Below are 23,565 nucleotides of genomic sequence, written 5' to 3' on the forward strand. Positions count from 1 at the left end.
GCAGGCGGCCTCACGCGCCTTGCGATGGATCTCCACGCACGCAGGTAGACGACGAGTCCAGCACACCACACCGGCGCCGGCCGAGGTCACTCCGACTGACCAACGCGCTGTTGTGGTTGCTGACACGGGCGAACGCGTCGCCGCCTGCTCCGAGTTTGGCCTTGCCGAGCTGGTGGCATTGCGCACGCGACGAACGCAAGAGTGCTGTTCCGGCCTGCGCCCGTGGCTGGCTCCTGGCGGCTGTAATGCCCTCTAGTCCGCACGAATTCCGCGCCTCGGTCGGCGAATACCGGATCGACGCGTGCACGGCCCTCGGCCGCCGGGCCTGCGCACGATGCGGGTCAATGCAACGCAGATGACCGTGCCGTGCGTGCTACGTGCGCCGCCATTGCGGAGTGATCTGCCGAGTGAGCAGCGGGAGGGCCGGTCAAAGACTAGGGCAAATCCGGACTGCCGAACCGCGCTGACAATTTGACATGGCGTTCCGGGCGTTCCATACTCTAGAAAAGCAAGCGCTTAGTCATAGATTTTCAAATGGCAAAATTTATAAGTCCTCGACTATGTCGACGTTGACAGAACAAAGCGCTCTTAGATTTGAGAACTGATTGGGCTTTATTTCCTATGATAAGCGCCAAAAGATATGTGCTAGCAGTGCATGTACTGTTGATTGGATGGGCGATCTCGCCTTTCCTTTTTGCTCAGACGACGTGGAACTCTGTTCTGCAGGCAGCCACCAAAGAGGGTCGGGTGACGCTGTACACGAGCTTGCAGCCGCCAGTAATTCGCCGGCTGGTTGCTGACTTTCAGAAAGCTTATCCGGGAATTCAAGTCGAAGCCAGTAGGGCGTCCGGTCAACTACTACTTGCCAAGATCGACATGGAACGCCAGACGCACGCCGACGGCTGCGATGTAATCATTTCGTCGGAGCTAGGATGGCTTGAGGCGCGGGCTGCGGAGAAAGCATTATTCCAGCCGACTGGACCAGCTGCAGCTACCTGGCCTGCGAAATACCTTATCGCCGGTGTTGTCGTAATTGGGGCCCTTGAGCCTCTTGTCATTGCCTACAACAGCAATGCCGTTCAAACCGAGGTCAAAAGCTATACAGACTTGCTTAAGCCGGAATTCCGGGGTGCCAAGATGGGTATGACGGACATCAATTCTTCTACGACATTGCTTGCGTTCTATGACTGGCTTGAGAAGACCTCCGGTAGCGAGTTCATGCAGAAGCTTTCGGCGCAAAGGCCACGGGTATATCCAGGAACAGTCGCCCCAACACAGGCCGTGGCTTCAGGGGAAATCATTGCGTCCGTGGTGAGCAATCCCAGTGCCATATTTGCGCTGGTGGAGCAAGGTGCTCCAATTAAGTACGCCGTTCCCAAGCCGGCACGTGGCTTTAGCTATGGGGTAGCGGCATTGCGCTGGTCAAAGCGGCCGAACGCTGCGCAAGTATTCGTTGACTACCTGATGTCGAAGCGCGGTCAGCAGCAATGGAATGGAAAAGGCGAATCTGCAAGCCCTCTGTCCGGTATTGAAGGCTCGCTTGATGCCAGTTCAATTTCTTCGGCTTACAACCCCAAGGATTACCCGCCGGAGGTTGTTAAAACTCTCACTGACAAGTGGAACAAGCAATTCAGGAACTAGCCAATTTCATAACCAGCGTAAGTCACGTTCCCTCCTCGCGCACGGTTGTCTTTTCGCATGGAGCAGTCCAATGCCAGTAAGCCGGATTGACCACGTCGCAATACCAACAGACTCTCCTGAGGAGATGCTCGGCTTTTATCGGGCTTTAGGATTTTCCGCACCCAAGCCAACGGAGTGGAAGAAGTTAGGCAAGAACTATTGCTCTGTCCAGTTTGGGGATAACAAGATTAACTTCCATGCTCCAAGCCTCTGGAGAGGAGGCACTTTTACGATTAGGGGAAAAGAGGCGCTTTTCACTCTTAGGGGCCCAACCGCAGTACCAGGTTGCGCGGACATCCGTTTTGTTTGGGAAGGCCCCTAATCGGCACTCCAAGACGCATTGTCCCAGGCAAGCGCAATTGTCGAAGAAGGCTCCTATAGAACGGATGGGAGCGCGACTTGGTGGTACGTGTCGCGGAATAAGCACTTATACCAGGGACCCGGATGGGAACCTCTTGGAATTCATTGTCTATCCGAGTACGCCGAACTAATTGAAGTAGGTCCGAAATTCTAGATTGGGATGAATGTCATCCCCTTTTTGAAATTCGACAGACTGGAGTGACACGTTTGAGTGCAAACATGAGCGCAACGGTAGGTGCCCCGCAGGGCAAGGCCTGGTGGGGAAGCGGCGGAATCCTGCGCCGGGAAGTCGCGCCGCAGGTCGGCTGGATGGTCATCGTCCTCGTCGTCGGCTTTGGCGTGCTGTGGCCCATCATCCAACTGCAGTGGCGCGCATTCGCCGAGGGCGGCTCGGCCTTCACCCGCATGGGCGAACTGCCGCGCATCGGCGACACCGTGCGCACGACCGTGATCCTCGCCTTCATGTCCAGCGTATTCGCCGTGATTCTCGGAACGGCGCTGGCCTGGTGCGCCTCGCTGCTGCCGCGCAAGGTGCAGAAAGCAGGCGAGCTCGCGCCGCTGCTGCCGCTGATCGTGCCGGCAGTGGCCGCGGTGTCCGGCTGGATCTTCCTGCTGTCGCCCAAGGTCGGCTACCTGAACATGATGCTGCGCCAAACGCCTATATTCTCAGGTTTGGAAGAAGGTCCCTTTGACATCTACACGGTCAAGTGGATTGTTCTCATTACCGGCCTGCTGCTCAGCTCCTTCGTGTATGTGTTCGTGCACACCGGCCTGAAGAACATGGGCCAGGAACTTGAGGCGGCCGCTGCAGCCTGCGGCGCATCGCCGGTGCGGCGCCTCTTTACCATCACGCTGCCGCTGCTGCGCCCGTCCATCGTCTTCGCCGCCGGGGTGGTGTTCCTCCTGGGCATGGGACAGTTCACCGTTCCGCTGCTGCTCGGCCGAACCTCGGGCATCGACGTGCTGACCACCGAGATGTTTAACCTCACGCTGCGCTACCCCATCGATTATGGCCTGGGTGCGGCGCTGGGCTTCCCCATCCTCGTCGCCGGCATCATCGTCGTGATGATCCAGAAGTTTCTGCTGGGCGAGCAGCGCCGCTACGTCGTCGTTTCGGCGCGCTCCAAGTACGACATCCGCGAAACGCGCTGGTGGGCTGCGGCGGTGATCTTCATTTACCTGCTCATCACCACCGTGCTGCCTCTGATGGCGCTGACCTATGTGTCGCTGTCGCCGTTCTGGTCGGGCTCGCTCACCATGACCGAGCTCACGCTGCGCCACTGGAAGTCGGTGCTCGACAATCCCGTGCTGGTGAATGCGGTGTGGACCAGCATCAAGACTTCGGTGATCGCCATCGCCATCCTCATCCCGCTGGGATTCGCCATGGCCTTCGCGCTGCTGCAGTCCACGCGCATCCTGAGGCCCATCCGCATGGCCATCGATTTCCTGGCCACGCTGCCCATGGCAATGCCCGCCTCGCTGATGGGTTTCGGCCTGCTGTTCGCCTATACCCGGCCGCCCATTCAAATCTACGGCACGGCCACAGTGCTGGTGGTGACCTACATCACCCTCATGGTCGGTCACTCGACGCGGCTTCAGTTCACTACGCTGGTGGCCACCGGGCAGGAATTCCTCGAGGCCTCCAAGGCCTGCGGCGCCGGGCCCATCCGATCGCTGTTCCAGGTGCTGCTGCCGATGTGCCGCAAGGGGATCGGCGCCATGGCGGCGCTGACTTTCGTGCTGCTGTTCCACGAATTCAGCGCCTCGCTGATGGTGCGCTCGGCGCGCACCCAGGTGATCGGCAGCGTGATGTATGACGTCTGGACCGGGGGAGTCTATCCGGAGGTGGCGGTGCTGGCGCTGGTCATGGTGGTCGTGACGGTGATCGGCGTTCTCACAGCGGTGTGGATCGGCGGCACCGATTCGCTCAAGAAAATGTAACGCCCTGACAGGCTTACCGTCAGGGTCCGGTACAGGGGGAGCGCGAGGGATCGCAGTTACCAAACTGAACCCCCACATTCTGAGCAGAATACGTGGCCAAGTTTCTCGGCATCCGCAATGTGCCGGCGCTGACTGCCGACGCCGGATGGATGACCAATGCCGGCAGGCTGGAAGGCGACCTGAGTCCGCTCAATAACCGCAAGGGCCCGTTGCAGATGTATGTGCGCCCCGATGCGGTGGCGCTAGCGCCCCTGGGTACGGTGGCCGGCGCCGGCCACTCTCTGAGTGCTTGCTTAGTAACGTGGAAGGTCCTGCGCGCGGCGTCAACTCCTGCCGCTTGCGGCAAGGGAGGCGGCAAACGCGACCATGTTCAAGGTGACTGGCCTGTCATTGGGCGGCCTGCGCACGATATTGGTCAATGCAACGCAGATGACCTTGGCGTGCGTGCCACGCGCGCCGCCATCTCAGCGTGATCCGCCGAGCGACCCAACGGGTCGTAGATTAGGGCAAGTACGGACTGGGTAAATCCGGACTGGCGAATTGCGCGCAAGCGACACACACTCATGAAAAGCAAGCGCTTAGTAAATGGTAATTCTCGATGACGGAATTATATCTACCGAAGGGCACGTCAAAGATGAGCCGGGAACAGAGCAGCCGGCCCGCAGCTGCCGTGGGCCTCGGCCTCTCGATGAGCCTGGCAGAACGTGCGGATCCTGCGGACCGTGCGAATCATGGGCGGCAGCCGCTGGCAGGTGTTTCGCTACGCGATCGTGCCGTCTGCGCTTCCTTGGGTGATCTCTGGCATCAGAGTGTCTTTCCCTTATGCGTTCATCGGCGCCATCACCGGGGAATTCATCGCCTTCAATCGCGGCTTGGGTTACATGATCACGTGGTTTCAGGGGACTTTCGAAACACGCTCGATGTTCGCCTGCTTGACCGTGCTCGTCACCATGGTTGCGCTCGTCAACACGGGCCTCGGCAAACTGGAGCGCCGCCTGATGCGATGAAAGGCGTCCGATGGCCGCGGCAAGCCCACGATCTGAGTCACTTCGTCGCCTGATGTATAGGACGACATTAATAGGGAACCCGCTGGGCAGCTCCTGCCGACACAGCTTGATAGCCAGCTCAAGGGGAACTTGAGCTCGCACTCTGAATTGCAATTGAAGGTCATGTGTATTAACCCTCGCCATCTTGACATTGGGAGGACGTGTCAGCTCCAGGAAGCGACAAACGGGGCGTCTAGTTAGCGCGTAGTTTCACCACACGGAGATATCGCTATGCCGATCATTGGTACCAGGGAAGACGCCCAGGCAAATCGTAGAGGACTTCAATTTTCATCCGTGCGTGGAGAGCTCAATTCAGGCACCGTCATGCGCAGTTGCCGCGAGACTCCGACTTTACAGGATCGGCCCCGCTAGATGGTGGAGAGCAGTTCTACTACATTCTTTCGGGTGCCACGCGTTTCAACGGACAAGGGCTGAAAGAAGGCGCGGTTGTTCATGTGGGAACGGATGAAGATCCTGAGAGCTTTATCGCCGGCGCCTCAGGAACCGAATTGCTCTATCTGCAATTTCAGCGGCAGATCACACGGCGCCCTGAAATGGGATCAAAGAAGGAGTTGAGATGAGGACATTCCAGCTAATTCGCGTATTTTTCGTCGCGCTGGTCATATCCACATCGGTGACGATGCCGGCATCTGCGCAATCGACGGACGCAAATTCGAAAAACAGCCTCCGAGTCGCAGTGGGGGGAATCAGCATGTTGTATCTGAATTACTTTTGGGCGCTCGAGAACGGCTATTTCAAGGATGAGGGGATCAACGTCACTTCAATCATAGCCAAGAACGGCCCGACAGCGTCCCAGGCTGTCGTCTCGGGCGAGGCCGATGTCGGAATAGATGGCTTGTCGCGCGTATTCATTCTCCGTGCCAAGGACATCGACGTGGTGGCGTTTGCGGTCTTCAACGTGGGGTACGAGCAGACGCTGGTCCTTAGTTCGGAGCTGATGAAGTCGCTGCCACCAAATCCGTCCGTCGATGAAGCCATCAAGGCGATGCGCGGCAAGATAATTGCGGTTTCCGGGCCTGGCACGGCGCAGGATCTTATCCTCCGCTACCTCTTGAGATCCCGCGGTTTGAATCCCGATCAGTACCTGCACTTGGTCAGCGTGGCGGTGTCGCCGGCGTTGTACATTGAAAGTATGCGCAACAAGGCGATCGATGGCTTGATGACTACTGAGCCGATCATTTCACAGATTGTCGAGTCCGGAGCTGGAAAGGTAGTTTTCACCACACTGCGAGATATGCCCCCGGCCGCTCAACTGCCGCAGATCGTCGCCTTAGCGCCGGGTCCGGTCGTCGCGTCGAAGAAGGAAGCGCTGGCCGCATTCAGTCGGGCGATTGCTCGTGCAAGCGCTGCGCTCAAAGCAGCGGGCTATGAGGCCGCCAAACCGATTCTCAAGAAATACTGGCCAACGTTGGACGAAGAGGCCATTCGCGCGGCATTCAAGCAATTCAATTGGCCGCTGTCTCCAAGTCTGGATAAGGCATCGATGCAGATGTCCGCCGATTGGCAGGCTAAGGCCGGAATCCTTGAGAAGCGAGTAAGTCCGGCCGAGGTGGACAAGTCCTTTGTGGTGATCCCATAGATGCTTGACGACGCCGTATTGGCGCGGAAGGCGTGCCATGCCATTTGTTCGTGCAAGCAACGCAACTATGGATCAACCATTGCTTAGGGTCGCCGTGGCGAGGAAGCGAACCGAAGCACTCGCCATCCAAACTTGCAGGTCTGCTTCCAGGTGCGGACAGCGAAGGTAACGTCACAAATGTGGCGTTTGGGGATCCGGACGGGCCTCTTAATCAACGGCGCCAGAGGTTTCTATCGAATTCGCCTAAACAGGCCCGCCAAACGGGTGCCGTGCCCCCCCGGCCGAAGCGCTGATCGACCGGGGCGGCGCGGAATCGAAACAATTGTGCGATTGCATCGCCGTGAAAGGAAATTGCTATGAAGATATTGGTTATCGACCCCTTGTTCGAGCAAGAGCCAGACATCGAGCTCGCCATAGCGGGTCCGGATATGGAGCTTTATTTCCGCCGGTCTGTCGACGGGAAGCTCGAAAACGATGCCGACTATACGAGCGCCGACGCCGTATTGAATTGCCGCAGTGCGCATCGAATGCCCGCTTCGATCATCGATAAGCTGGTCAGGTGCCGGGCCATACAGCAAGGGGGTGTGGGCTATGGTCACTTGGATCTCGTGGCGGCGGCGAGGCATGGCATCCCTGTCTTGAATACGCCGAATTACGGCACGACCGAGGTTGCGGACCATTCAGTCGCTCTGGCGCTGAATCTGCTGCGTGGCATTCAAGCTTACGACCGCCGGCTGCGTCGAGAGTCGACCGATTCCTGGGACGCGCGATCGTTGAAAACTGTTCGCCGGCTGCCGGAATTGCGCGTGGGCATCGTCGGCCTGGGACGCATCGGTACCGCAGCGGCGCTGCGCTTCAAAGCATTCGGAATGCAGGTCGGATTCTACGATCCTTATCTTCCGGTAGGACACGAGCTCGCGTTGGGTTTCGAGCGCTTCGAAACTCTCGATGCACTGCTGAGGCGCAGCGATGTCTTGAGCGTGCACGCGCTATTGAACGCCGAGACCAGACACATGATCGATGCGAAGGCGCTCGCGCTCCTGCCACCTGGCGCCATCCTCGTCAACACGTCTCGCGGCGGCATCGTCGACTTCCATGCAGTGCGTGAAGCGCTCGAGAGCGGAGCGTTAGGGGCAGCCGGCCTCGACGTATTCGAGACCGAACCGCTCGATCGCAGCGATCCGTTGATTGCTGCATGGATCAACGGGGCAGAATGGCTCGACGAAAGACTGATATTGACCCCGCACGCCGCGTTTTACAGCGATAGCAGCCTGGACGCTATTCGCCAGCTTTCGATGAAGTATTTGACTGACTATCTTCGAAGCGGCGACATGCGGACCTGCGTGAACGAAGCGCTTCTCAAGCAGTACGCGCCGGCGGCATCGACGGCGGTCGCCAAAACATGAACGCGTGACCATCGCCTTGCGCATGCATCGGGTTCCGGCGTCGTATCGACGATCGGCTCGGCCATACTTTCCGGGTGGAGGCTCGCGTCGTTTTCCTCGATGCAATCTGAGAGTGAGCACGTAAATCGATAGGGCGATGATTTACAGCGCCAGTATATGGCATTGCTGGCGCATGCGGTGCTTGCTGCCCTGAGGGCACAAGGCAAAAAAACACCTGAAGGTACGCTGCCGTTCAGCGTTCAAGAGATTCGTAGGCTCCTGCCCTCCACTCTATTGAACACGTGATGTCGTGATCAATATGGCGGCGGCGCCACCAGTACCGTGCTCAGCAATGCCATTACCGACGGCCTGGTGGCGTGCACCCAGCATACCTACGGCTGTAGTACTAACTAATCTAAGTGGGACAAAGCCGGGATGCGTTGAAATAGCTTCAGAGGTCGTATCCGTTTCGCTGCCGTTCTGGAGGTCCGCGTGCCATTGCGACATCCTGGCATCCATCAGCAACGGCAGGTTCGACACAGTTTTCGTCTCTCTCTAATGTGGGCGCGAGTGCTGCGTGCGCCACCGTTGCGGCGTGATCTGCAGATTGGCAGAGGGAAACCGGACGAGATTAGGGTAAATGCGGAACGCAGAATCTCGCTGGGATTTGACACGATGTTCCGGAAATCACATACTATATAAAAGCAAGCGCTTAGTCACAGAGGGATTTTTTGATGGGGCGCAATGTCGGACAGCCGCTCACGACGGCGTCCGCGATGGAGAAGATGCTGCGTGGAGCCCTGGATGCGGGGCTGAGCGAATACGACGTCAGCGGCATGTACGAAGCCGTGCGGCGCGCGGTCTGAACGGATTTCAACTCAAGGAGACGGCAATGACGGCAAGTGTGACGATGACCAACGGTATGACCAAATCTGCGGAGGTTCGCAGCCGGCTGACGCATCCGGTGGTGGATGCAGACGGCCACTGGCTGGAAGTGAATCCGGTGTTTTGGCGCTATATCGACCAGGTGGCGGGGCCGGGCATGGTGGACCGTTACCAAAAGGTCTACGGCAGCGGATACGCCTGGCACTCGCTTTCCCCCAAAGAGCGCCAGCGCCAGCGCATCCGCCGCCCTGGCTGGTGGGGCCTGCCGGTGAAGTCGGTGGACCGCGCTGCCGCCATGATCCCGCGCATGTTTCGCGAAAAGCTGGACGACTGGGGGATCGACGTCGCCCTGGCGTATCCCACGCTGGGATTTACCCTGACCCGGGAAATTCCGGACGACGAGCTGCTTCAGGCGACCGTGCGCGCCTACAACGTGATGGTTGCGGATATGTTCAGGTCGGTTTCGGATCGCGTCATTCCAGCGGGCGTGGTCTCGCTGAACCGGCCGGACGAGGCGATCGCGCAGATAGATCACGCGCACTCGCTGGGCATCAAGATGCTGTCCGTGAACGGCATCGTTCCCCGCACCTTCGAAGCTGACGCCGACTGGCAGCCCGATCCGAAAAAACGCCGCGTGTATATTGACGGCCTCGGCATGGACAGCCCCTACGACTACGACCCTGTGTGGCAGAAATTCGTCGATTGCAAAATCGCGGTGACCAGCCACAACGGCGCCAACGGCTGGCCGAATCGGAATTCGCCGACCAACTACGTGTCCAACCACCTCGGGCATTTCGCCGAGGCGCACCACCTGTTTGCCCGCAGCCTGTTCCTGGGCGGCGTGACCGAGCGCTTTCCGACGCTGAACTTCGGCTTCCTGGAGGGCGGGGTGGGTTGGGGCTGCAATCTCTACGGCGACCTGTACGGCCACTGGAAGGTCTGGAACAGGAAGCATATGGACCAGCACCGCAAGCCCACAAATCTCGACCTCGACGTGGTGCGAAGCTACTTCGACAAGTATGCGGAGCCCGGTTGGCCCTTCGAGGGCAGGCTGGACGAGATCCTGTCGCGCAACCTGGAGATGGTGGAGCAGAACGTGACGCAGGCCTTCCTCGCCGAGCGCGACGCCAAGGCCGACGACTTCAGCTATGTGAACGTCAAGAGCCGCGAGGACATCACACGCCTGTTCGCCAAGCCCTTCTATTTCGGCTGCGAGGCGGAGGACCCGATGACGGCGGTGGCCTTCAACCAGAAGATCGGCCTCAACCTCAAACCCATGCTGGGCTCCGACATCTCGCACTTCGACGTCGCTGACGCCGACGAGGTGCTGGAGGAGGCATGGGAAAACGTGGAACACGGCATCATCAACGAGGACAACTTCCGCGATTTCACCTTCACCAATGCGGTGAAGCTGCACGGCGGCATGAACCCGGATTTCTTTAAAGGCACGCTCGTGGAGAAGGAGGCAGGACAGGTGTTGCGGCAGGCGGATAAATCCTGACAGCTTTGGCTAAATGTCGGCAACTAGTGGGCCCTAACGGGTCCACTAGAGAAGTTGGGTGTGCCGTTTTATGTCTTCTCTAACCTGACAAAGCCCGGAAAGATGCAAATCTTTGTCACTGATCTAAAAGAACATGATCGAATTGATCCAAGAAGGCCAGCCGGGCTAGTTTGCAAACTAATCGTATGTACCGGAAGAACCAATGGACATTTTGACAGCCATTAACACACGCGTGTCCGCGCTCAAACTGAGCGAGCCGGGCCCCACGCGTGAGCATCTCAATGAAATGCTGCGCGCTGGTGCTCATGCCCCAGATCACGGGCGACTCGGTCCGTGGCGATTCGTCATTGTGGAGGGAGAGGGGCGCTCAATACTTGGAGACGCGCTGGTCGCAGGCACTAAAGCGCGATCGCCAGACGCAAGTCAGTCGACACTCGACACGGAAAAACAAAAAGCCTTTCGAGCGCCGTCAATCATCATCGTGGCCGCCAGGGTGGTTGATAAGGGGCAAAGTATTCCAGCCATAGAGCAAATTTTGGCTGCAGGCGCAGCTGCTCAAAATATTATGCTGGCGGCGCATGCTCTCAATTATGGGGCCATGTGGAAGACTGGCCAGGCCGTTTACGACTCGAGCTTCAAGCGCTTAATTGGCCTTGAGCCAGAAGATCATGTCGTTGCAATGATCTACCTCGGGACGACGACTACCCCGGGGCAGCCCAGAGACTGCGATTTCGAGGCTAAGACTCGCTGGCTATCAAGTTAAAAAAGCGCGCCTACTCTACAGTTGCATACCTTAAATAAAATCAGGTCTGCTGTTGTCCTAAATGGTGCTGCGACGGCACCATTCGGATATTCCCGGGGAATGGACCTCGGGATAAACCATAACTGGTTAAGATGCTGAAGGTACGCGTAGTTCGCAAGGACATTGAAGCTCTCGACATTTGCACCGTAGAGTTCAAATCGATTGATCGTCGCCCGCTGCCAGCGTTTTCTGCTGGGTCGCACATTGACGTACACCTACCCATTGGGTTGATCCGGCAATATTCGCTTTGCAACGCTCCATCCGAGCGTCATCGCTATGTCATTGCGGTGCTGAAGGATCCTGCGACGCGCGGAGGATCTCGAGCAATTCACGAACTCAGAAGGGGCGATGTGCTCGCCATCAGCGAGCCGCGGAATCACTTTCTGTTAGCGCCCAACGCGTGCCGCAGTTTGCTGTTTGCTGGCGGAATTGGCGTCACGCCAATACTCTGTTCAGAACTCGAGTGGCTTCGCTCTCGGGGTGGCCCATTACTTTTGACACGGACGGGGCTGGCGAAAAACGATTCCGCTGCCGGTTCCTTCGCTACGTCCTTCGAGCCGGCTAGTCCGCGATGAACGGGTCCGCGGCCGAAGGAATCTTGGCGCGTTATCGGGACAAGCTGCTCCCGATGGTTGTCTCGGTGCCGCTGCTTTTGCAGAACATCGACACCTCCATCATGGGTCCGGCGTTGCCGGCGATGGCGTCGTCGCTGCACGTCAGTCCTCTGAGGCTGAACGTCGCCATCACCGCCTATCTCATCAGCCTGGCTATCTTCCTGCCGACGAGCGGCTGGCTGGCCGATCGTTTCGGGGCGCGGCGGGTGTTCAGCGCGGCGATCGCCATCTTCTCGCTTTCCTCGGGTCTTTGCGGCTTCTCTACCTCGCTGGACATGCTGGTGGCCTTCCGGGTGCTGCAGGGCCTGGGGGGCGCCATGATGGTGCCGGTCGGCCGCCTCATCCTGCTGCGCAACATCGCAACGGCGGCCATGGTGAATGCGATGGTGTGGTTCACCGTCCCGCCAACGATCGGCCGCCTGCTGGGGCCTCTGATCGGCGGCGTGACGGTGACGTGGTTGTCCTGGCCCTGGATCTTCCTGATCAACATACCCATTGGATGTGTGGCCATCGCGCTCGCGCTCACCCTCATCGGAAACGACGACGGCCCCACAGATCCCACAGAGGCACGTCCTTTCGATGCGCGTGGCTTCGTGCTGCTGGGCGCGGGGCTGGTGGCGCTGCTGACCGCGCTCGAAGGCAGTGGCACCCAGCTCATGAAGGGGAACACCCCGCTTGCAATCGCGGCAATCGGCGTGGGGTGCCTGGCTGCCTACGTGATCCACTGTACACGCAGCGTTCACCCGCTGGTCGATCTGCGCATCCTGGGCCGACCGACCTTCTTCGCGGCTGTCGTAGGCGCCTTGCCGCTGCGCCTGGCAACGGGTGCCATGCCCTTTCTGTTGCCGCTGATGCTGCAATTCGGCTTCGGGCTCTCGCCGCTCGACTCGGGGATGCTGACGATGGCCGGCGCTCTGGGCTCATTGGCGACCCGCGTCCTGCTGGCGCGAGCAATCAACCAATGGGGGTTCAAGCGCCTGCTGCTTGGCGCGACGATCCTCACCAGCGCCTGCTATTTCGTGTACGGGCAGTTCCGCCCTACCACGCCGCATGCCGCACTGTTCTGCGCGATGCTGGTCGGCGGCCTGCTAATGTCGATGACCCTCGTTTCGATGCAGACGCTGGCCTTCACGGAAATCCCGAAGCCGCTCATGAGCCACGCTACTGCGCTTTCGACGATGGCGCAGCACGTGTCGCTCAGCCTCGGCGTGACGATGTCGGTGCAACTCTTGCGCGTTTCGGTGTGGGAACGCGGCGGAACGACCTCAACGCTGCTGGCATCGGATTTCCCGCTGGCATTCAATTGCATCGCGGGGGCAATCCTGCTCGCATTGCTTCTCTTTCGCAGGCTTCCCGCTGATGTGGGTTCCGAGCTGCGAGTACGCAGCGTCAAAGGGACGGACCTTGCTTAGCCCGCCGGACAGAGGCAGAGTCCCGCCGTTCAGGCCCTGGGACGGAAAGATGAAATCAGGCCGAAGTCCGCATGCTCGCGCGCGAAAATCATGCCCCGTGCGTCCGAAGCCGACCGCGATTTCGCCGAGGCTACGGGGTACTTTTCGGGATTAGCGACCCTGGAAGAAGTCCATGCCCCATGGCAGTAGGCATTTTCGCGCTCGATGTCGTTGCCTCCCAAGCGCGGCCGGCCGCTGAGGGCGGCGACCTCCTTGGCAATCAACTGCGCGAAGATGTCCATGGCGCCGCCCGTGGCTTACGGAACCAGGTTCCTCACGGGCTTGGCGGGATACCGACTACGCCGCCGCATGGAAAGCGGCGCCCACCATCAGCACGGCCGCCGCGGCTCGGCGCACGGTTGCCCGCGCGGAAAAAGCGGGGAATCGCATGGCAACCCAGCCCATGTCAACCCAGCAGCGTCGTGCGGTGCATCAGCCGGCGCTGCGTCGCCTTGTAGTCGAACGTGGCCTTGTGCTGCGCGGCGCAGTTGTCCCACATCACGAGGTCATCGACCTGCCACTGGTGGGTATAGCGGAACTCCGGCTTCACGATGTGCTCGGTCAGCTCCTTGATCAGCGCCTTGCTCTCCGCTTCCAGCAGTCCCAGGATCTGGGTAGTGTACCCGTCGCTGACGAAAAGGCATTTCCTGCCGGTCTCCGGATGGACACGCACGACCTGATGCACGGCTTCCTGTTCCTGCGTGCTGGACTGCTTCGCCGCGGCCGTCCCTTTCACGCCGCTGCGCTCGGCCAGCTCGACACGGCGAGCTAGGCTGTTCACCGCCCGGAGGCCGTCGATCTTCGCTTTGAGCGCCTGGGGCAGCGCGTCGTAGGCGGCGGCCGTGTTGGCGAAATGCGTGTCACCCAGCGGCCGGCCATCCTGCATCGGGACCTCCAGCGCGTGCAGCGCCGAAGGCCCGTGAGGCTGCTTCAGGAAGGGGCCATCGCTGTGCCAGAACATGCCCGCGTCGTGCGCGCCGATGTACTGGTCGTTCTCCTTGATGTTCGACACCACGAAGATCTCGGGTCGACGCTGCCCCAGATAAGCCTCGACCTTCAGCTTCTTCAGTTCACCGAAACGGCGGCTGAATCGGATGTGGTCGTCGTCGTCGAACCGGCTGCCCCGGATGACGATGACCGCATGGTCGCAGAAGGCCCTGCGGACAATTTCGAAATCCTCGTCGGCAATGGGTGCGGCGAGATCGAGTCCCTCGATTTCCGCTCCGATGTTAGGAGCCAGGGGCTTGACGGTGACAGGCATGTTGCGGACCTCCGTATCAACTTATGTTAACCACAAGACGGACAGATATCTGAGCGCTTGCTTAGTAGCGTAGAAGGTCCTGCGCGCGGCGTCAACTCCTGCCGCTTGCGGCAGGGGGCGGCAAACCCGACGACGTTCAAGGTGACTGGCCTGTCATTGGGCGGCCTGCGCACGATGCTGGTCAATGCAACGCAGATGACCTTGGAGCACGTGCTACGTGCGCCGCCATTGCGGCGCGATCTGCCGAGCGACAGGAGGAAAACCGGTCGAAAATTCGGGTAAATACGGGCTGCCGAACCCGTTCCGGAAGCGCAATACTTCTTGGAAAGCGAGCGCTTAGTTATAACGAGGTTGTGGTTATTTTCGGTGACAGAACCGCCGGCAGAGTCAGCTACCGTCATGCCACCGGGCAGCCAAGTTTTGGCAGAGCGCAATGGAGCCGTTGCGAGCGTCGTGTGGCTGAACTCATCGGAGAGTGCACGGAGGATTTTTCAGTGATGGAATTGAGGGCTCGTATGAGCTTACCGTCGACCCTTCGGATGATGTCGACGACACCGAGCCAGGGGCCCTTGCTCACGAGAAGCGGGAGATACTGATGTCTCGCGCAGATCGCCGCAATCTTGGCTCGCTTCTCATCACGGCGCCATTCGCTGCTGTGTTACTGGCTCTTGTGTTGTTAGCGGCGGCCTGCGGTAATGACCATGACGCCGCGCAGAACCCGAAGACGAGTGTCGTCACGTCGTCCACCCCGGATACGACGAGCAAAACTGCGGATGAGTGTGCCGGAAAGACCTCCAAACTAACCTTCGGAGTGGTGTCGCTGACCACCACCGCCTACTGGGACACGTTGGTAGCGCGTGACACGGGTATCTTTGAGAAACACGGCCTATCGATGGGCTTCCAGTCAATGCAAGCGGGCGGAACCAACCTCATCGCTGCCTTGACGTCCGGGGACGTTGACATTATTGCCTTTACGGCTCAAGGCCTGCTCGATGCCGCTAAAGCTGGCGCACCCTTCAAGATGATCGCCGGCAGCGCTTATGAAGCTATCGCTCTTGTTGCCTCACCGCAGATTAAGACGTACAAAGATCTCGTGGGAAAGCGTATCGGTGTGACCGATCTCGTCGGTACCTCGACGCTCAGCCTCCTCCAGTTGCTTAAGGCGAACGGCGTCGCTGAGAGCGACATCCAACTCATCCCGCTGACGGGTGGCCAAGGCGATCGCTTGTCGTCGATTCGGGCGGGTGCAGTCGACGCAACTTATCTGTCTACCCCGCAGAACTTTGTTGCCAAGGCCGATGGATTCAACAGCCTTGGCTTCACGGCAGACGTAGTTGGAAACGTCCCACAGATCTTTCACGCTGTGAATACCGAGTTCGCCAAGAACAATCCTTGCGCCGTTGCGGCCTATGTGAAGTCACTCGCTGAGGCACAGGTCTTTCTCCGCGACCCGGCGAATCGCGAACGAGCCATTCAAATCGGTATGGCTGCCACCAAAGGGTCGCGGGAAAGTCTTGAGCAAACCTACGACCTATTCTTTTCGAGGGATCCCGGATACATGGCGAGGGGAGCTCGCTTCTCTGATGACGAAATTCAGAAGCTCGTGGATGCCATTGGCAAAGCTACGGGCAAGTCATACGCTGGTGCTGGAGAGTACTTTGATTGGTCTTATGCCGCAAATGTAAAGCGGAGGTGACGGGCATGGCTGATCCTCAGCAGGGAACCGCCCGAAGTAAAGAAGGGAATAGGTTAGTCAAGACTGCCCGCGTGAGAGGTCGCACAACGCACAACGGCGCCGAAACCGCGCTATCGGCCGAAACTCCTAAGCTTGTGACATGGTCTGCCAAGCTGGTGGCCATTGCAACGTCGAGTCGCGTGCTCCGTCCAGCATCAGTAGTGATCGCGTTTGCGGTATGGGAAGCGGCCGCGCGATGGTTCCACTTGGGTCTCTTCCTCGCACCCCCAGCCATCATAATCGGCGACCTTTTGGATTGGATAAGTACCGGCAAGATCTGGCCCGATCTTAGCACCAGTCTCATTGAGATAGCGATTGCGTTTCCGCTCGCGATGGTCCTCGGAATTCTGCTTGGCTTAATGGTGGGCTTCAACCAGATCCTTCGCGACCTCCTGGAGCCGACCTTCACGGCGCTGTACTCGACGCCTCTATTGGCCTTGACACCGCTGTTCATCGTATGGCTCGGCATTGGAATCGAGTCGAAGATTGCGCTTATGCTTTGTGTCGCTGTGTTCCCTGTCATCATCAACACGTCGGTTGGGGTCCGACAAGTACAGCCCGACCTCATCGAGGTCGTGCGGGCCTTCGGAGGAAGCAAGCTAGACATCATTCGGTACGTTCGGCTGCCTTCGGCCGTGCCCTACATTACGGCGAGTGCGCAGATCGCAGTGAGCCGAGTTATTGTCGCCGTGTTCGTCGCAGAACTCTTTGGCGCAAGGGCTGGGCTCGGTGTTTCTATTCAACGTGCGGCAAGTCAATTCGATGTCCCGCGGATGTGGTCTGGGATCGTAGTACTAGCGACGCTCGGCATCCTCGGTGTCGGACTTGTCGGTCGACTCGAACGTGCGCTTACCTCTTGGCAGGGCGAGGAGAAGGACCGGACGCATGTATAACCCGCCAGATGCCGCAGCGCCCGGAACGAGCAGACCTCGCGACGCAGGGTTTCCTTTACTCGAAGTGAGAGACCTGGGTAAGAAGTACAACTCCTCTCGCGAATCGATTGTCGCCATTGAATCCGTTAGCGTTAATCTCGCGCAGGGCGAATTCTTGTCAATCGTCGGGCCAAGTGGATGTGGAAAATCAACCCTGCTCAAGATCATTGCTGGACTGAGCACCGCGACCAGTGGGTCAATAAGGCTGAATGGCTCGGAGATTGTTGGCCCGGGGCCTGATCGTGGATTTGTCTTCCAAGGTGACGCACTTCTGCCTTGGAGAACCATCCGGCAGAATGTGGCGCTCGGCCTCGAAATTTCCGGTCGTGATCGGGAAGCGGCGCGGGTCCGTACTGACGAGATGCTGGAGCTTGTTGGGTTGGGGGAGTTTGGAGACCGCTTCCCCGTTGAGCTTTCTGGCGGAATGCGACAGCGCGCCAACCTCGCGCGCGGGTTAGCACTAGATCCGCCGGTTCTCCTGATGGATGAGCCATTTGCCGCGCTCGATGCCCAGACGCGCGAGATCATGCAAAGTGAGTTACTGAAGATCTGGCGACAAAATAAGAAGTCGGTGATCTTTATTACTCACCAGATAGACGAAGCAGTATTTCTATCCGACCGCATCGTTCTAATGAGCGCTAGGCCCGGCAGGATTATCGGCGACTTTGTTGTGCCCATCGAACGCCCCCGGAGCTCGGCGGTCCGTTTCTCCGATGAATTCCGCGAACTAAATCGCGAGATTTGGGAGCAACTCCGGGATGAGGTGACACGGGCCAACGATCAGTCCAAAGTGGCGACCGTTAAGGGTAGCCAGTCAACGCGCCGGGGCCAACGGACCAGGCGTAGATAGCAGAGCCTCATGTTCAACTCCGATCTGATCGTAGCCAGGCTGGACGCAAAGGTGTGAAAAGTGGCTCCACCCTCGTCGAGGCCAACGCCCCTAACATCCCGCCGCAGCTGGCCGCGGGCGCGGCTGCCCGGTCCGGCGACACGGACGAAGTCGGCATCCGCCGGCCCACGCCGGCGCTCGTGCAGGAAGATGAGTATTTGTTCGGCAAGCTGCTCGGCATGAGTGACGCGCAACGGCGCGAGCTCGAAGAGCGAGAATTGATCCACTAGGAGAAAGAGGGACCATGAAGGACTCAATCTACCTCGTTCTGGACATGGTGAACGACCTCGTGCATGCCGACGGCCCGAACGGCAAGGCGGCGTACGGCGAGCAGGTACGCGGCCGCCGCATCCTGGAGAACACGCGCCGCGCGATCGACAAGGCGCGTGCGGCGGGCGTGCCCGTGGGGTTCGTGCGCGTGGGCTTCTCACCGGACTACCGCGAGTGCCCGCCGAACTCGCCAATCTTCTCCGGCGCCAGGACGAACGGCATCTTCAAACTGGGCACCTGGGGCACGGAAACGCATCCCGATCTCGGCCAGCAGCCCGGCGACTTCGACATCGTGAAGCATCGCGTCAGCCCGTTCTATGCCACGAACCTGGAGGCCATCCTGCGCGCCAACGGCGTGCACCGCATCTACTGCTCGGGCATCTCGACGAACGCTGTCGTACAAGCGACCGTCCGCGAAGGCCACGACCGCGACTACGAGATCGTCGTCATCGAGGACGGCTGCTGCGCGCTTTCAGTCGAAGAGCAAGAGCACGCGATCGGCGGGCTCAAGCGCTTTTGCCGGCTCACCACGTCGCAAGATATTGGCTTCGATTAGCGCGCGCGTCGCACGCAGCGTGCTGTTCGTGCCGGGCGACCGGCTCGAACGGTTCGACAAGGCCGCGGCTAGCGGCGCGGACGAAATCATCCTCGACCTCGAGGATCCTGTCGCACCCGCCGCGAAGGGTGAGGCGCGCGCGGCCGATTGGCTCGAGTCGGGCTGGCGCGCGATCGTGCGCGTGAACGGCGTGGACACGCCGTGGCACGAGGCGGATACGGTCATGCTCGAGGCGGCGTGCGAGGCCGGCGTCATGCTGCCGAAAGCCGATGCCTCGTCGATCGCCAGCGCGCGTTGGTGGCGGCGCAAGCGGCGATAGCGCGCGCTAGGTGGTAGCTGGAAGGTACCCGGTCCTCGGAGCTGAGGCGACGATCGATTTGGCGGACGAAGGTGCAAGCAAGCGGCCGGAATGTCTTGCTAGCCTTCGTAATCCGGATCAGGGCGCGCGGGGAGGATCAACTCGTCCGCTCAAAGGGACGAGACCAGATGTCCCCCGTCCACTACGATCACCGCACCGGTCATCCACGACGAGGCCTCCGTGGCGAGCAGCAGGTAGGCACCGTCCAGGTCCTCGGCCTTGCCAAGCCGGCGCATGGGCATGCGCTTGATCATGTCCTGCCCGGCCGGTGTGGCGAGGAAGGCGTCGTTGATGTCAGTGCGGATGTTGCCCGGCGCCAGCGCGTTGACGCGGATGCCATAGCGCGCCCACTCAAGCGCCAGGCCCTTGGTCATCTGGATGACCGCGGCCTTGGTGGCGGCGTAGGGCACCACGTGGTGCGCAACGCGCTCGCCGAGAATGGAAGCAATGTTGATGATGGACCCACCGCGCTGCGCCGCGCGCCAGCGGCGCGCCGCCTCGGTGGCGGTGAGCCAGACGCCCCGCAGATTGGTCTGAAGCGTGCAGTCGAAATCGGTCACGCTCATGTCGATGGCCGCACCCTCACCGGCCACACCCGCGTTGTTGACTACCACGTCCACCGGCCCGCCGTTTGCCGCAATAGCGTCGAAGCCGGAGCGGATGGCCCCGTCGCTGCCAACGTCCATTTCCAATGCCAGCACCTGCAGGGCACCCAGGCTGTGCAGCTCGTCGGCCAGTGCATCGAGCTTGGCCTTGCGACGCGCGGCGATCACCACGCGCGCGCCATTGCGTGCGGCCACGCGCGCAAAGTGCGCGCCCAGCCCGCTCGATGCACCCGTGATGAGCACGCCCTTGCCCTTGAACATTGCGCCCAGATCCATGGTCCTATTGTCCCGTTTCGCCAGCTACCACTGGGTCAGTTTGACGGAGATGGATTTTCATCCCTAAGAGATTCGAAATTTCGAAGCACTGACTCGTCGACTCCCCAGGCGCGCAGCATGTCCAGACCTCCTTCACCCGGTGGAGGCGTTGGACAGCCAGGGGTTCCCGGTGTTCGGGAGAAGCGTGGAGCGGGGGCTGGAAAGTACGTCCCTTGCGTCATGAAGTACCCAGCACGCTTCAGGTTGTGCTCATGAAATGGTGCCTCCGCAAAGCTCAAAACGGGTGCAAAGCACGCATCTGAGCCCTGGAAAACCTTGACCCAATCGTCGCGTGTGCGTGACGCAAAGGTCTTGGTCAATACAGCGCGGATGGACGGCCATCCGCTCCTGTCGTGCTGCTCAGGCAGGCTTTCAGGAGAAATCTCAAGACGACGCAGCAGTTCGAGCCAGAACTGCTTCTCGATCGACCCGATGGCGACAAACTTATTGTCAAGGGTCCGGTAAACGTCGTACCAAGGAGCGCCACCGTCCAGCATGTTGGTCCCACGTTCAGGACCCCATGCGTTATTTGCTTTCATGCCAAAAAACATAGTCGCAAGCAGAGCCGCTCCGTCGACCATGGCTGCATCCACGACTTGGCCCTTTCCAGAACGCGTCGCTTCGAAAATCGCGCAGACCACTCCGAACGCCAGGAGCATTCCGCCACCGCCGAAATCGCCGACGAGATTCATCGGTGGCGTAGGCGGATGGCCAGCCCGACCGATTGCGTCCAAGACACCTGTCAGGGCGATGTAGTTGATGTCATGACCGGCTCGGGGTGCAAGGGGACCGGTCTGGCCCCATCCCGTCATGCGACCGTAAACGAGTCTCGGGTTGAGTCTCAAAGCGACATCCGGCCCTAAGCCGAGGCGTTCCATCACCCCGGCCCGGAACCCTTCGATCAGAACGTCTGCACGTTCGATCAGGGCGACCGCGCGCTGCCTGTCACTTTCTGACTTGAGGTCAAGGACCACCGAGCGGCGGCCTCGCAGCAGCACGTCCTGCGTGCGATCCAACGCGGGTTCACCCGGTCGATCGATCAACAAGACATCTGCCCCCATGTCGGCCAACATCAATCCGCAGAAGGGTCCGGGGCCAATGCCTTGAAATTCGAGCACGCGTAGGCCAGAAAGCGGTCCCGAACGCTGGGATCGCTGAGCGGGCTCGGTGCTTGCGGAGGACGAGTCTGAAGAAGGAGTCACGATTTATTCTTGAAGCGCGAGACGGCCGATTGGAAGAACTTGGTTCCAATGGCGATGTTCTGGAGGCGCCGCTCGTCGTCGATCTGGGCTGGCAGATCGTTCTTCCAAGCCAAGTGTGTGAGTTCGCGAATTGCAAGATAAGTCTGGGTCGGTCCCCTGGCGAGTCTCTTGCAGACCTCATCGGTTTCCTGTTCAAGTAATTCATCGGGAACACATTTGTAGACTAACCCGTAATCTGCCGCCAGAGTTGCGGGAAGTTGCTCCCCCAACATCATTAGAGCTTTCGCGCGCGCCTCGCCTAACCTGCGCGGCAGCATCCAGCTGGAGCCCATGTCTGGAACCAGACCGATATTCACGAAGGCCTGTACGAAATATGCCGAGCTCGACGCGATGACGAGGTCGCACATCAGGGCCAGACTCATACCGACGCCCGCGCATGCGCCCGTCACGGAAGCTACTGTAGGAACACGCAAATCCCGCAGCAGTGTGAAAACGGGTGTGTAGTAGTCGCGAATCAACTCGCCGGGGTCGGCTGGATCCACATCGGTCTCGAACGCCTTCACATCGGCACCGGCCGAGAACGAGCCACCAGCACCTCTGATAACAAGCACCTTAATGTCTTTTTCGCGACTGGCATCGCGCAAGCGCGAGTGCAGCAGCTTGATTGCGGCCTTATCAAGCGCGTTTCGGTACTTAGGACGATTCAACGTCACACGGGTAACGCCGTCCCGATTTTCCAGCAACACTGCGGGTTCAGTGGATAAGACTGTCATTTCGATGCCCGAGTTGAAGTCTTGACCACCTTGCCCAACCTGATAGTGGTGAAGGGCTTGAGTTCGTCTTTCACTGTCGTCGCTTTGCCGGACAAACTTTCCGTACGTTGCGCAACGCGCGCGTTCTCGTTTGCAAACTCGCAAGCCTTCTGTGCACCCGCAATACGCAGAACTATGTCGGCGTAGTATTCCGCGAGTTCAGCAGCTTTTAAGCGCCCATCGGGTTGGTACCACCTTGACACGGCTTGGGCTAACGAGAGAATTGCAATCGTTGTCGTGTGCACGTCCGGCACCGTAAACTCGTCATTTGCATTGCCCCGTTCAAGGCATGAAGAGAACATGTCGGTCATTTTGGATCTAATGTCCGCGATTGCCGCGCGTCGCGTCCCCGAGAGCTCGCCAATCTCATAGTTTGCGATGTGAATGGCGCTCTTAAGTTCAGCGGTCAGAGAAACGAGCTTCCTTGTCAGGCGATAAAGGCGCTCGGTTTCGGAGCCGTTCGAGTAATCGGCTGACGCAAGCGCCGTGAAGAATGCAGTGTTAACTACATGCACGATCCGGTAGAGGACATCCTCCTTCGACCGAAAATGGATATAGAGCGCCGCTGGGCTGAGTCCCGCGCTCTTGGCGATGTCTCGGGTAGTGGTGGCCCGGTACCCTCGACTGCTGAAATTCTCAAGTGCGGCAAGTAGTATTTCTTGAATCGAACCAGAATTTCCTTCGCCCGAGAACAGCTCGCGGAACTTGCTTGCTTCGGCGATTGACCTCCTGCGTGTGATCTTCCGGCCGGCCGAAGATTGACTCGTTTTGGCCGGTTTGGATTGCTTTTCTAAAGTTGCTTTCATGTTTCAGTTAATTGCGCTTTGCAGTTTCCTGATTAGGCACCAAGCTCAGCCAGGCCGCGGATAGCGCGCTGACGATTTGGTGCGGTGCGTCAGGTGCAGTTTTGGCTAACGCGTCGAAATCGTGAACATGGTTCGCGCGACAGTGGTGACCATCCCAAGCATGAGGGCTTCGTGTTCAAGCAGCCGCAAGGGGTGCGGTTCGGGCCGGGATAGGCGCCCATTCTTGATCGATCTGCCGGCGTGAACTCCCATACCGTTTCTCCAAAGGTGGACGGGTTTCTAAGCGATTGCTTTGGAGCGTAGAGGGTTATCGGCTCGCTGTCAATTGCTGTCGCTTACGGCAAGGGCGGCGACAAACCCAGGCGCGCCGTGCACGCCCGGCGACGTTCAAGGTGACTTGTCCTTGCTCGCATGAGCCGTGCTGGCCTTTCATCGGGCTGCCTGCGCAGATGCTGGCCAGCACAACGCAGATGACCTTGGCACGAGGGCTCCGTGCGGCCACCGTGGCGGCGTGATCTGCAGGCTGACAGGCGGGAAACCGGACGAGGACTAGGGTAAA

Annotated in this window: 22 protein-coding genes and 1 pseudogene; 17 read left to right on the forward strand and 6 right to left on the reverse strand. The window is 59.5% G+C overall.

All coding sequences use genetic code 11. From position 1 onward, the window contains the following. The first annotated feature begins 651 nt into the window (after positions 1-651). The 11 genes and pseudogenes from J3489_RS06400 (at position 652) to J3489_RS06440 (ending at position 13,226) form a co-directional block, all read left to right on the forward strand. Positions 652-1,641: an ABC transporter substrate-binding protein gene (locus J3489_RS06400; RefSeq protein WP_206996867.1), complete on the forward strand. Its 990-nt coding sequence runs from the start codon at positions 652-654 to the stop codon at positions 1,639-1,641. Between the two features lie 618 nt (positions 1,642-2,259). After that, positions 2,260-3,981, forward strand: coding sequence for an ABC transporter permease (locus J3489_RS06405; protein WP_206996868.1), 1,722 nt, complete (start codon positions 2,260-2,262; stop codon positions 3,979-3,981). 92 nt (positions 3,982-4,073) lie between these two features. Continuing rightward, the gene (locus tag J3489_RS06410) at positions 4,074-4,454 is read left to right on the forward strand and encodes a hypothetical protein (RefSeq protein WP_206996869.1); all 381 of its coding nucleotides are present in this window, start codon (positions 4,074-4,076) and stop codon (positions 4,452-4,454) included. Between the two features lie 249 nt (positions 4,455-4,703). Beyond that, positions 4,704-4,988 carry an ABC transporter permease gene (locus J3489_RS06415; protein WP_374193432.1) on the forward strand — a complete coding sequence of 95 codons (285 nt, stop codon included), beginning with the start codon at positions 4,704-4,706 and terminating at the stop codon, positions 4,986-4,988. 616 nt (positions 4,989-5,604) lie between these two features. Next, positions 5,605-6,627, forward strand: coding sequence for an ABC transporter substrate-binding protein (locus J3489_RS06420; protein ID WP_206996871.1), 1,023 nt, complete (start codon positions 5,605-5,607; stop codon positions 6,625-6,627). Positions 6,628-6,983: 356 nt separating this feature from the next. Continuing rightward, positions 6,984-8,033, forward strand: a complete 1,050-nt coding sequence (locus J3489_RS06425; RefSeq protein WP_206996872.1) for a C-terminal binding protein — start codon at positions 6,984-6,986, stop codon at positions 8,031-8,033. Between the two features lie 713 nt (positions 8,034-8,746). Further along, positions 8,747-8,878, forward strand: coding sequence for a hypothetical protein (locus J3489_RS38290; protein WP_255554956.1), 132 nt, complete (start codon positions 8,747-8,749; stop codon positions 8,876-8,878). Between the two features lie 26 nt (positions 8,879-8,904). Then, the gene (locus J3489_RS06430) at positions 8,905-10,398 is read left to right on the forward strand and encodes an amidohydrolase family protein (RefSeq protein WP_206996873.1); all 1,494 of its coding nucleotides are present in this window, start codon (positions 8,905-8,907) and stop codon (positions 10,396-10,398) included. A gap of 202 nt (positions 10,399-10,600) precedes the next feature. Next, entirely contained in the window at positions 10,601-11,161 is a 561-nt protein-coding gene (locus tag J3489_RS06435) for a nitroreductase family protein (protein WP_206996874.1), read from the forward strand. Between the two features lie 131 nt (positions 11,162-11,292). Continuing rightward, positions 11,293-11,652: pseudogene (locus tag J3489_RS37450) on the forward strand (ferredoxin reductase); the annotation flags it as partial. A 146-nt stretch (positions 11,653-11,798) separates the two neighbouring features. Then, positions 11,799-13,226: an MFS transporter gene (locus J3489_RS06440; protein WP_242539809.1), complete on the forward strand. Its 1,428-nt coding sequence runs from the start codon at positions 11,799-11,801 to the stop codon at positions 13,224-13,226. Positions 13,227-13,255: 29 nt separating this feature from the next. Here the strand turns inward: J3489_RS06440 and J3489_RS06450 are convergent, their stop codons facing one another. Both J3489_RS06450 and J3489_RS06455 read right to left on the reverse strand, forming a co-directional pair. Further along, positions 13,256-13,507, reverse strand: a complete 252-nt coding sequence (locus J3489_RS06450) for a hypothetical protein (RefSeq protein WP_206996875.1) — start codon at positions 13,505-13,507, stop codon at positions 13,256-13,258. 164 nt (positions 13,508-13,671) lie between these two features. Beyond that, the gene (locus J3489_RS06455) at positions 13,672-14,526 is read right to left on the reverse strand and encodes a TauD/TfdA dioxygenase family protein (RefSeq protein WP_206996876.1); all 855 of its coding nucleotides are present in this window, start codon (positions 14,524-14,526) and stop codon (positions 13,672-13,674) included. Between the two features lie 595 nt (positions 14,527-15,121). Here J3489_RS06455 and J3489_RS06460 point away from each other — a divergent pair. The 6 genes from J3489_RS06460 to J3489_RS06485 are packed head-to-tail and all read left to right on the forward strand — an operon-like array spanning position 15,122 to position 19,227. Beyond that, positions 15,122-16,222, forward strand: coding sequence for an ABC transporter substrate-binding protein (locus J3489_RS06460; protein ID WP_206996877.1), 1,101 nt, complete (start codon positions 15,122-15,124; stop codon positions 16,220-16,222). Positions 16,223-16,227: 5 nt separating this feature from the next. Continuing rightward, positions 16,228-17,154, forward strand: coding sequence for an ABC transporter permease (locus J3489_RS06465; RefSeq protein WP_206996878.1), 927 nt, complete (start codon positions 16,228-16,230; stop codon positions 17,152-17,154). Continuing rightward, the gene (locus J3489_RS06470; RefSeq protein WP_206996879.1) at positions 17,147-18,043 is read left to right on the forward strand and encodes an ABC transporter ATP-binding protein; all 897 of its coding nucleotides are present in this window, start codon (positions 17,147-17,149) and stop codon (positions 18,041-18,043) included. The genes J3489_RS06465 and J3489_RS06470 overlap by 8 nt, the downstream gene beginning before the upstream one ends. Before the next feature lie 53 nt (positions 18,044-18,096). After that, positions 18,097-18,312, forward strand: a complete 216-nt coding sequence (locus tag J3489_RS06475) for a hypothetical protein (protein ID WP_206996880.1) — start codon at positions 18,097-18,099, stop codon at positions 18,310-18,312. Between the two features lie 14 nt (positions 18,313-18,326). Next, entirely contained in the window at positions 18,327-18,908 is a 582-nt protein-coding gene (locus J3489_RS06480) for a cysteine hydrolase family protein (RefSeq protein ID WP_206996881.1), read from the forward strand. Next, on the forward strand, positions 18,895-19,227 hold the full coding sequence (locus J3489_RS06485; RefSeq protein ID WP_289623105.1) for an aldolase/citrate lyase family protein: 333 nt from the start codon (positions 18,895-18,897) through the stop codon (positions 19,225-19,227). Before J3489_RS06480 ends, J3489_RS06485 begins: the two co-directional genes overlap by 14 nt. Before the next feature lie 149 nt (positions 19,228-19,376). On the opposite strand, the gene J3489_RS06490 is transcribed toward J3489_RS06485, so the two are convergent. From J3489_RS06490 to J3489_RS06505, 4 genes are read right to left on the reverse strand one after another with little or no spacing between them, the layout of a single operon-like run. Further along, positions 19,377-20,147 (reverse strand): SDR family NAD(P)-dependent oxidoreductase, encoded by a 771-nt coding sequence (locus J3489_RS06490; protein ID WP_206996882.1) that lies wholly within the window; start codon positions 20,145-20,147, stop codon positions 19,377-19,379. A gap of 35 nt (positions 20,148-20,182) precedes the next feature. Next, a complete protein-coding gene (locus J3489_RS06495) occupies positions 20,183-21,388 on the reverse strand; it encodes a CaiB/BaiF CoA transferase family protein (RefSeq protein ID WP_206996883.1) in 1,206 nt (401 codons plus the stop codon). Then, the gene (locus J3489_RS06500) at positions 21,385-22,161 is read right to left on the reverse strand and encodes an enoyl-CoA hydratase/isomerase family protein (RefSeq protein WP_206996884.1); all 777 of its coding nucleotides are present in this window, start codon (positions 22,159-22,161) and stop codon (positions 21,385-21,387) included. Before J3489_RS06500 ends, J3489_RS06495 begins: the two co-directional genes overlap by 4 nt. Then, positions 22,158-23,006, reverse strand: coding sequence for a TetR/AcrR family transcriptional regulator (locus tag J3489_RS06505; protein ID WP_206996885.1), 849 nt, complete (start codon positions 23,004-23,006; stop codon positions 22,158-22,160). The genes J3489_RS06500 and J3489_RS06505 overlap by 4 nt, the downstream gene beginning before the upstream one ends. Positions 23,007-23,565 lie beyond the last annotated feature (559 nt).

It is taken from the genome of Trinickia mobilis (assembly GCF_017315705.1).
Lineage (GTDB): Bacteria > Pseudomonadota > Gammaproteobacteria > Burkholderiales > Burkholderiaceae > Trinickia_A > Trinickia_A mobilis.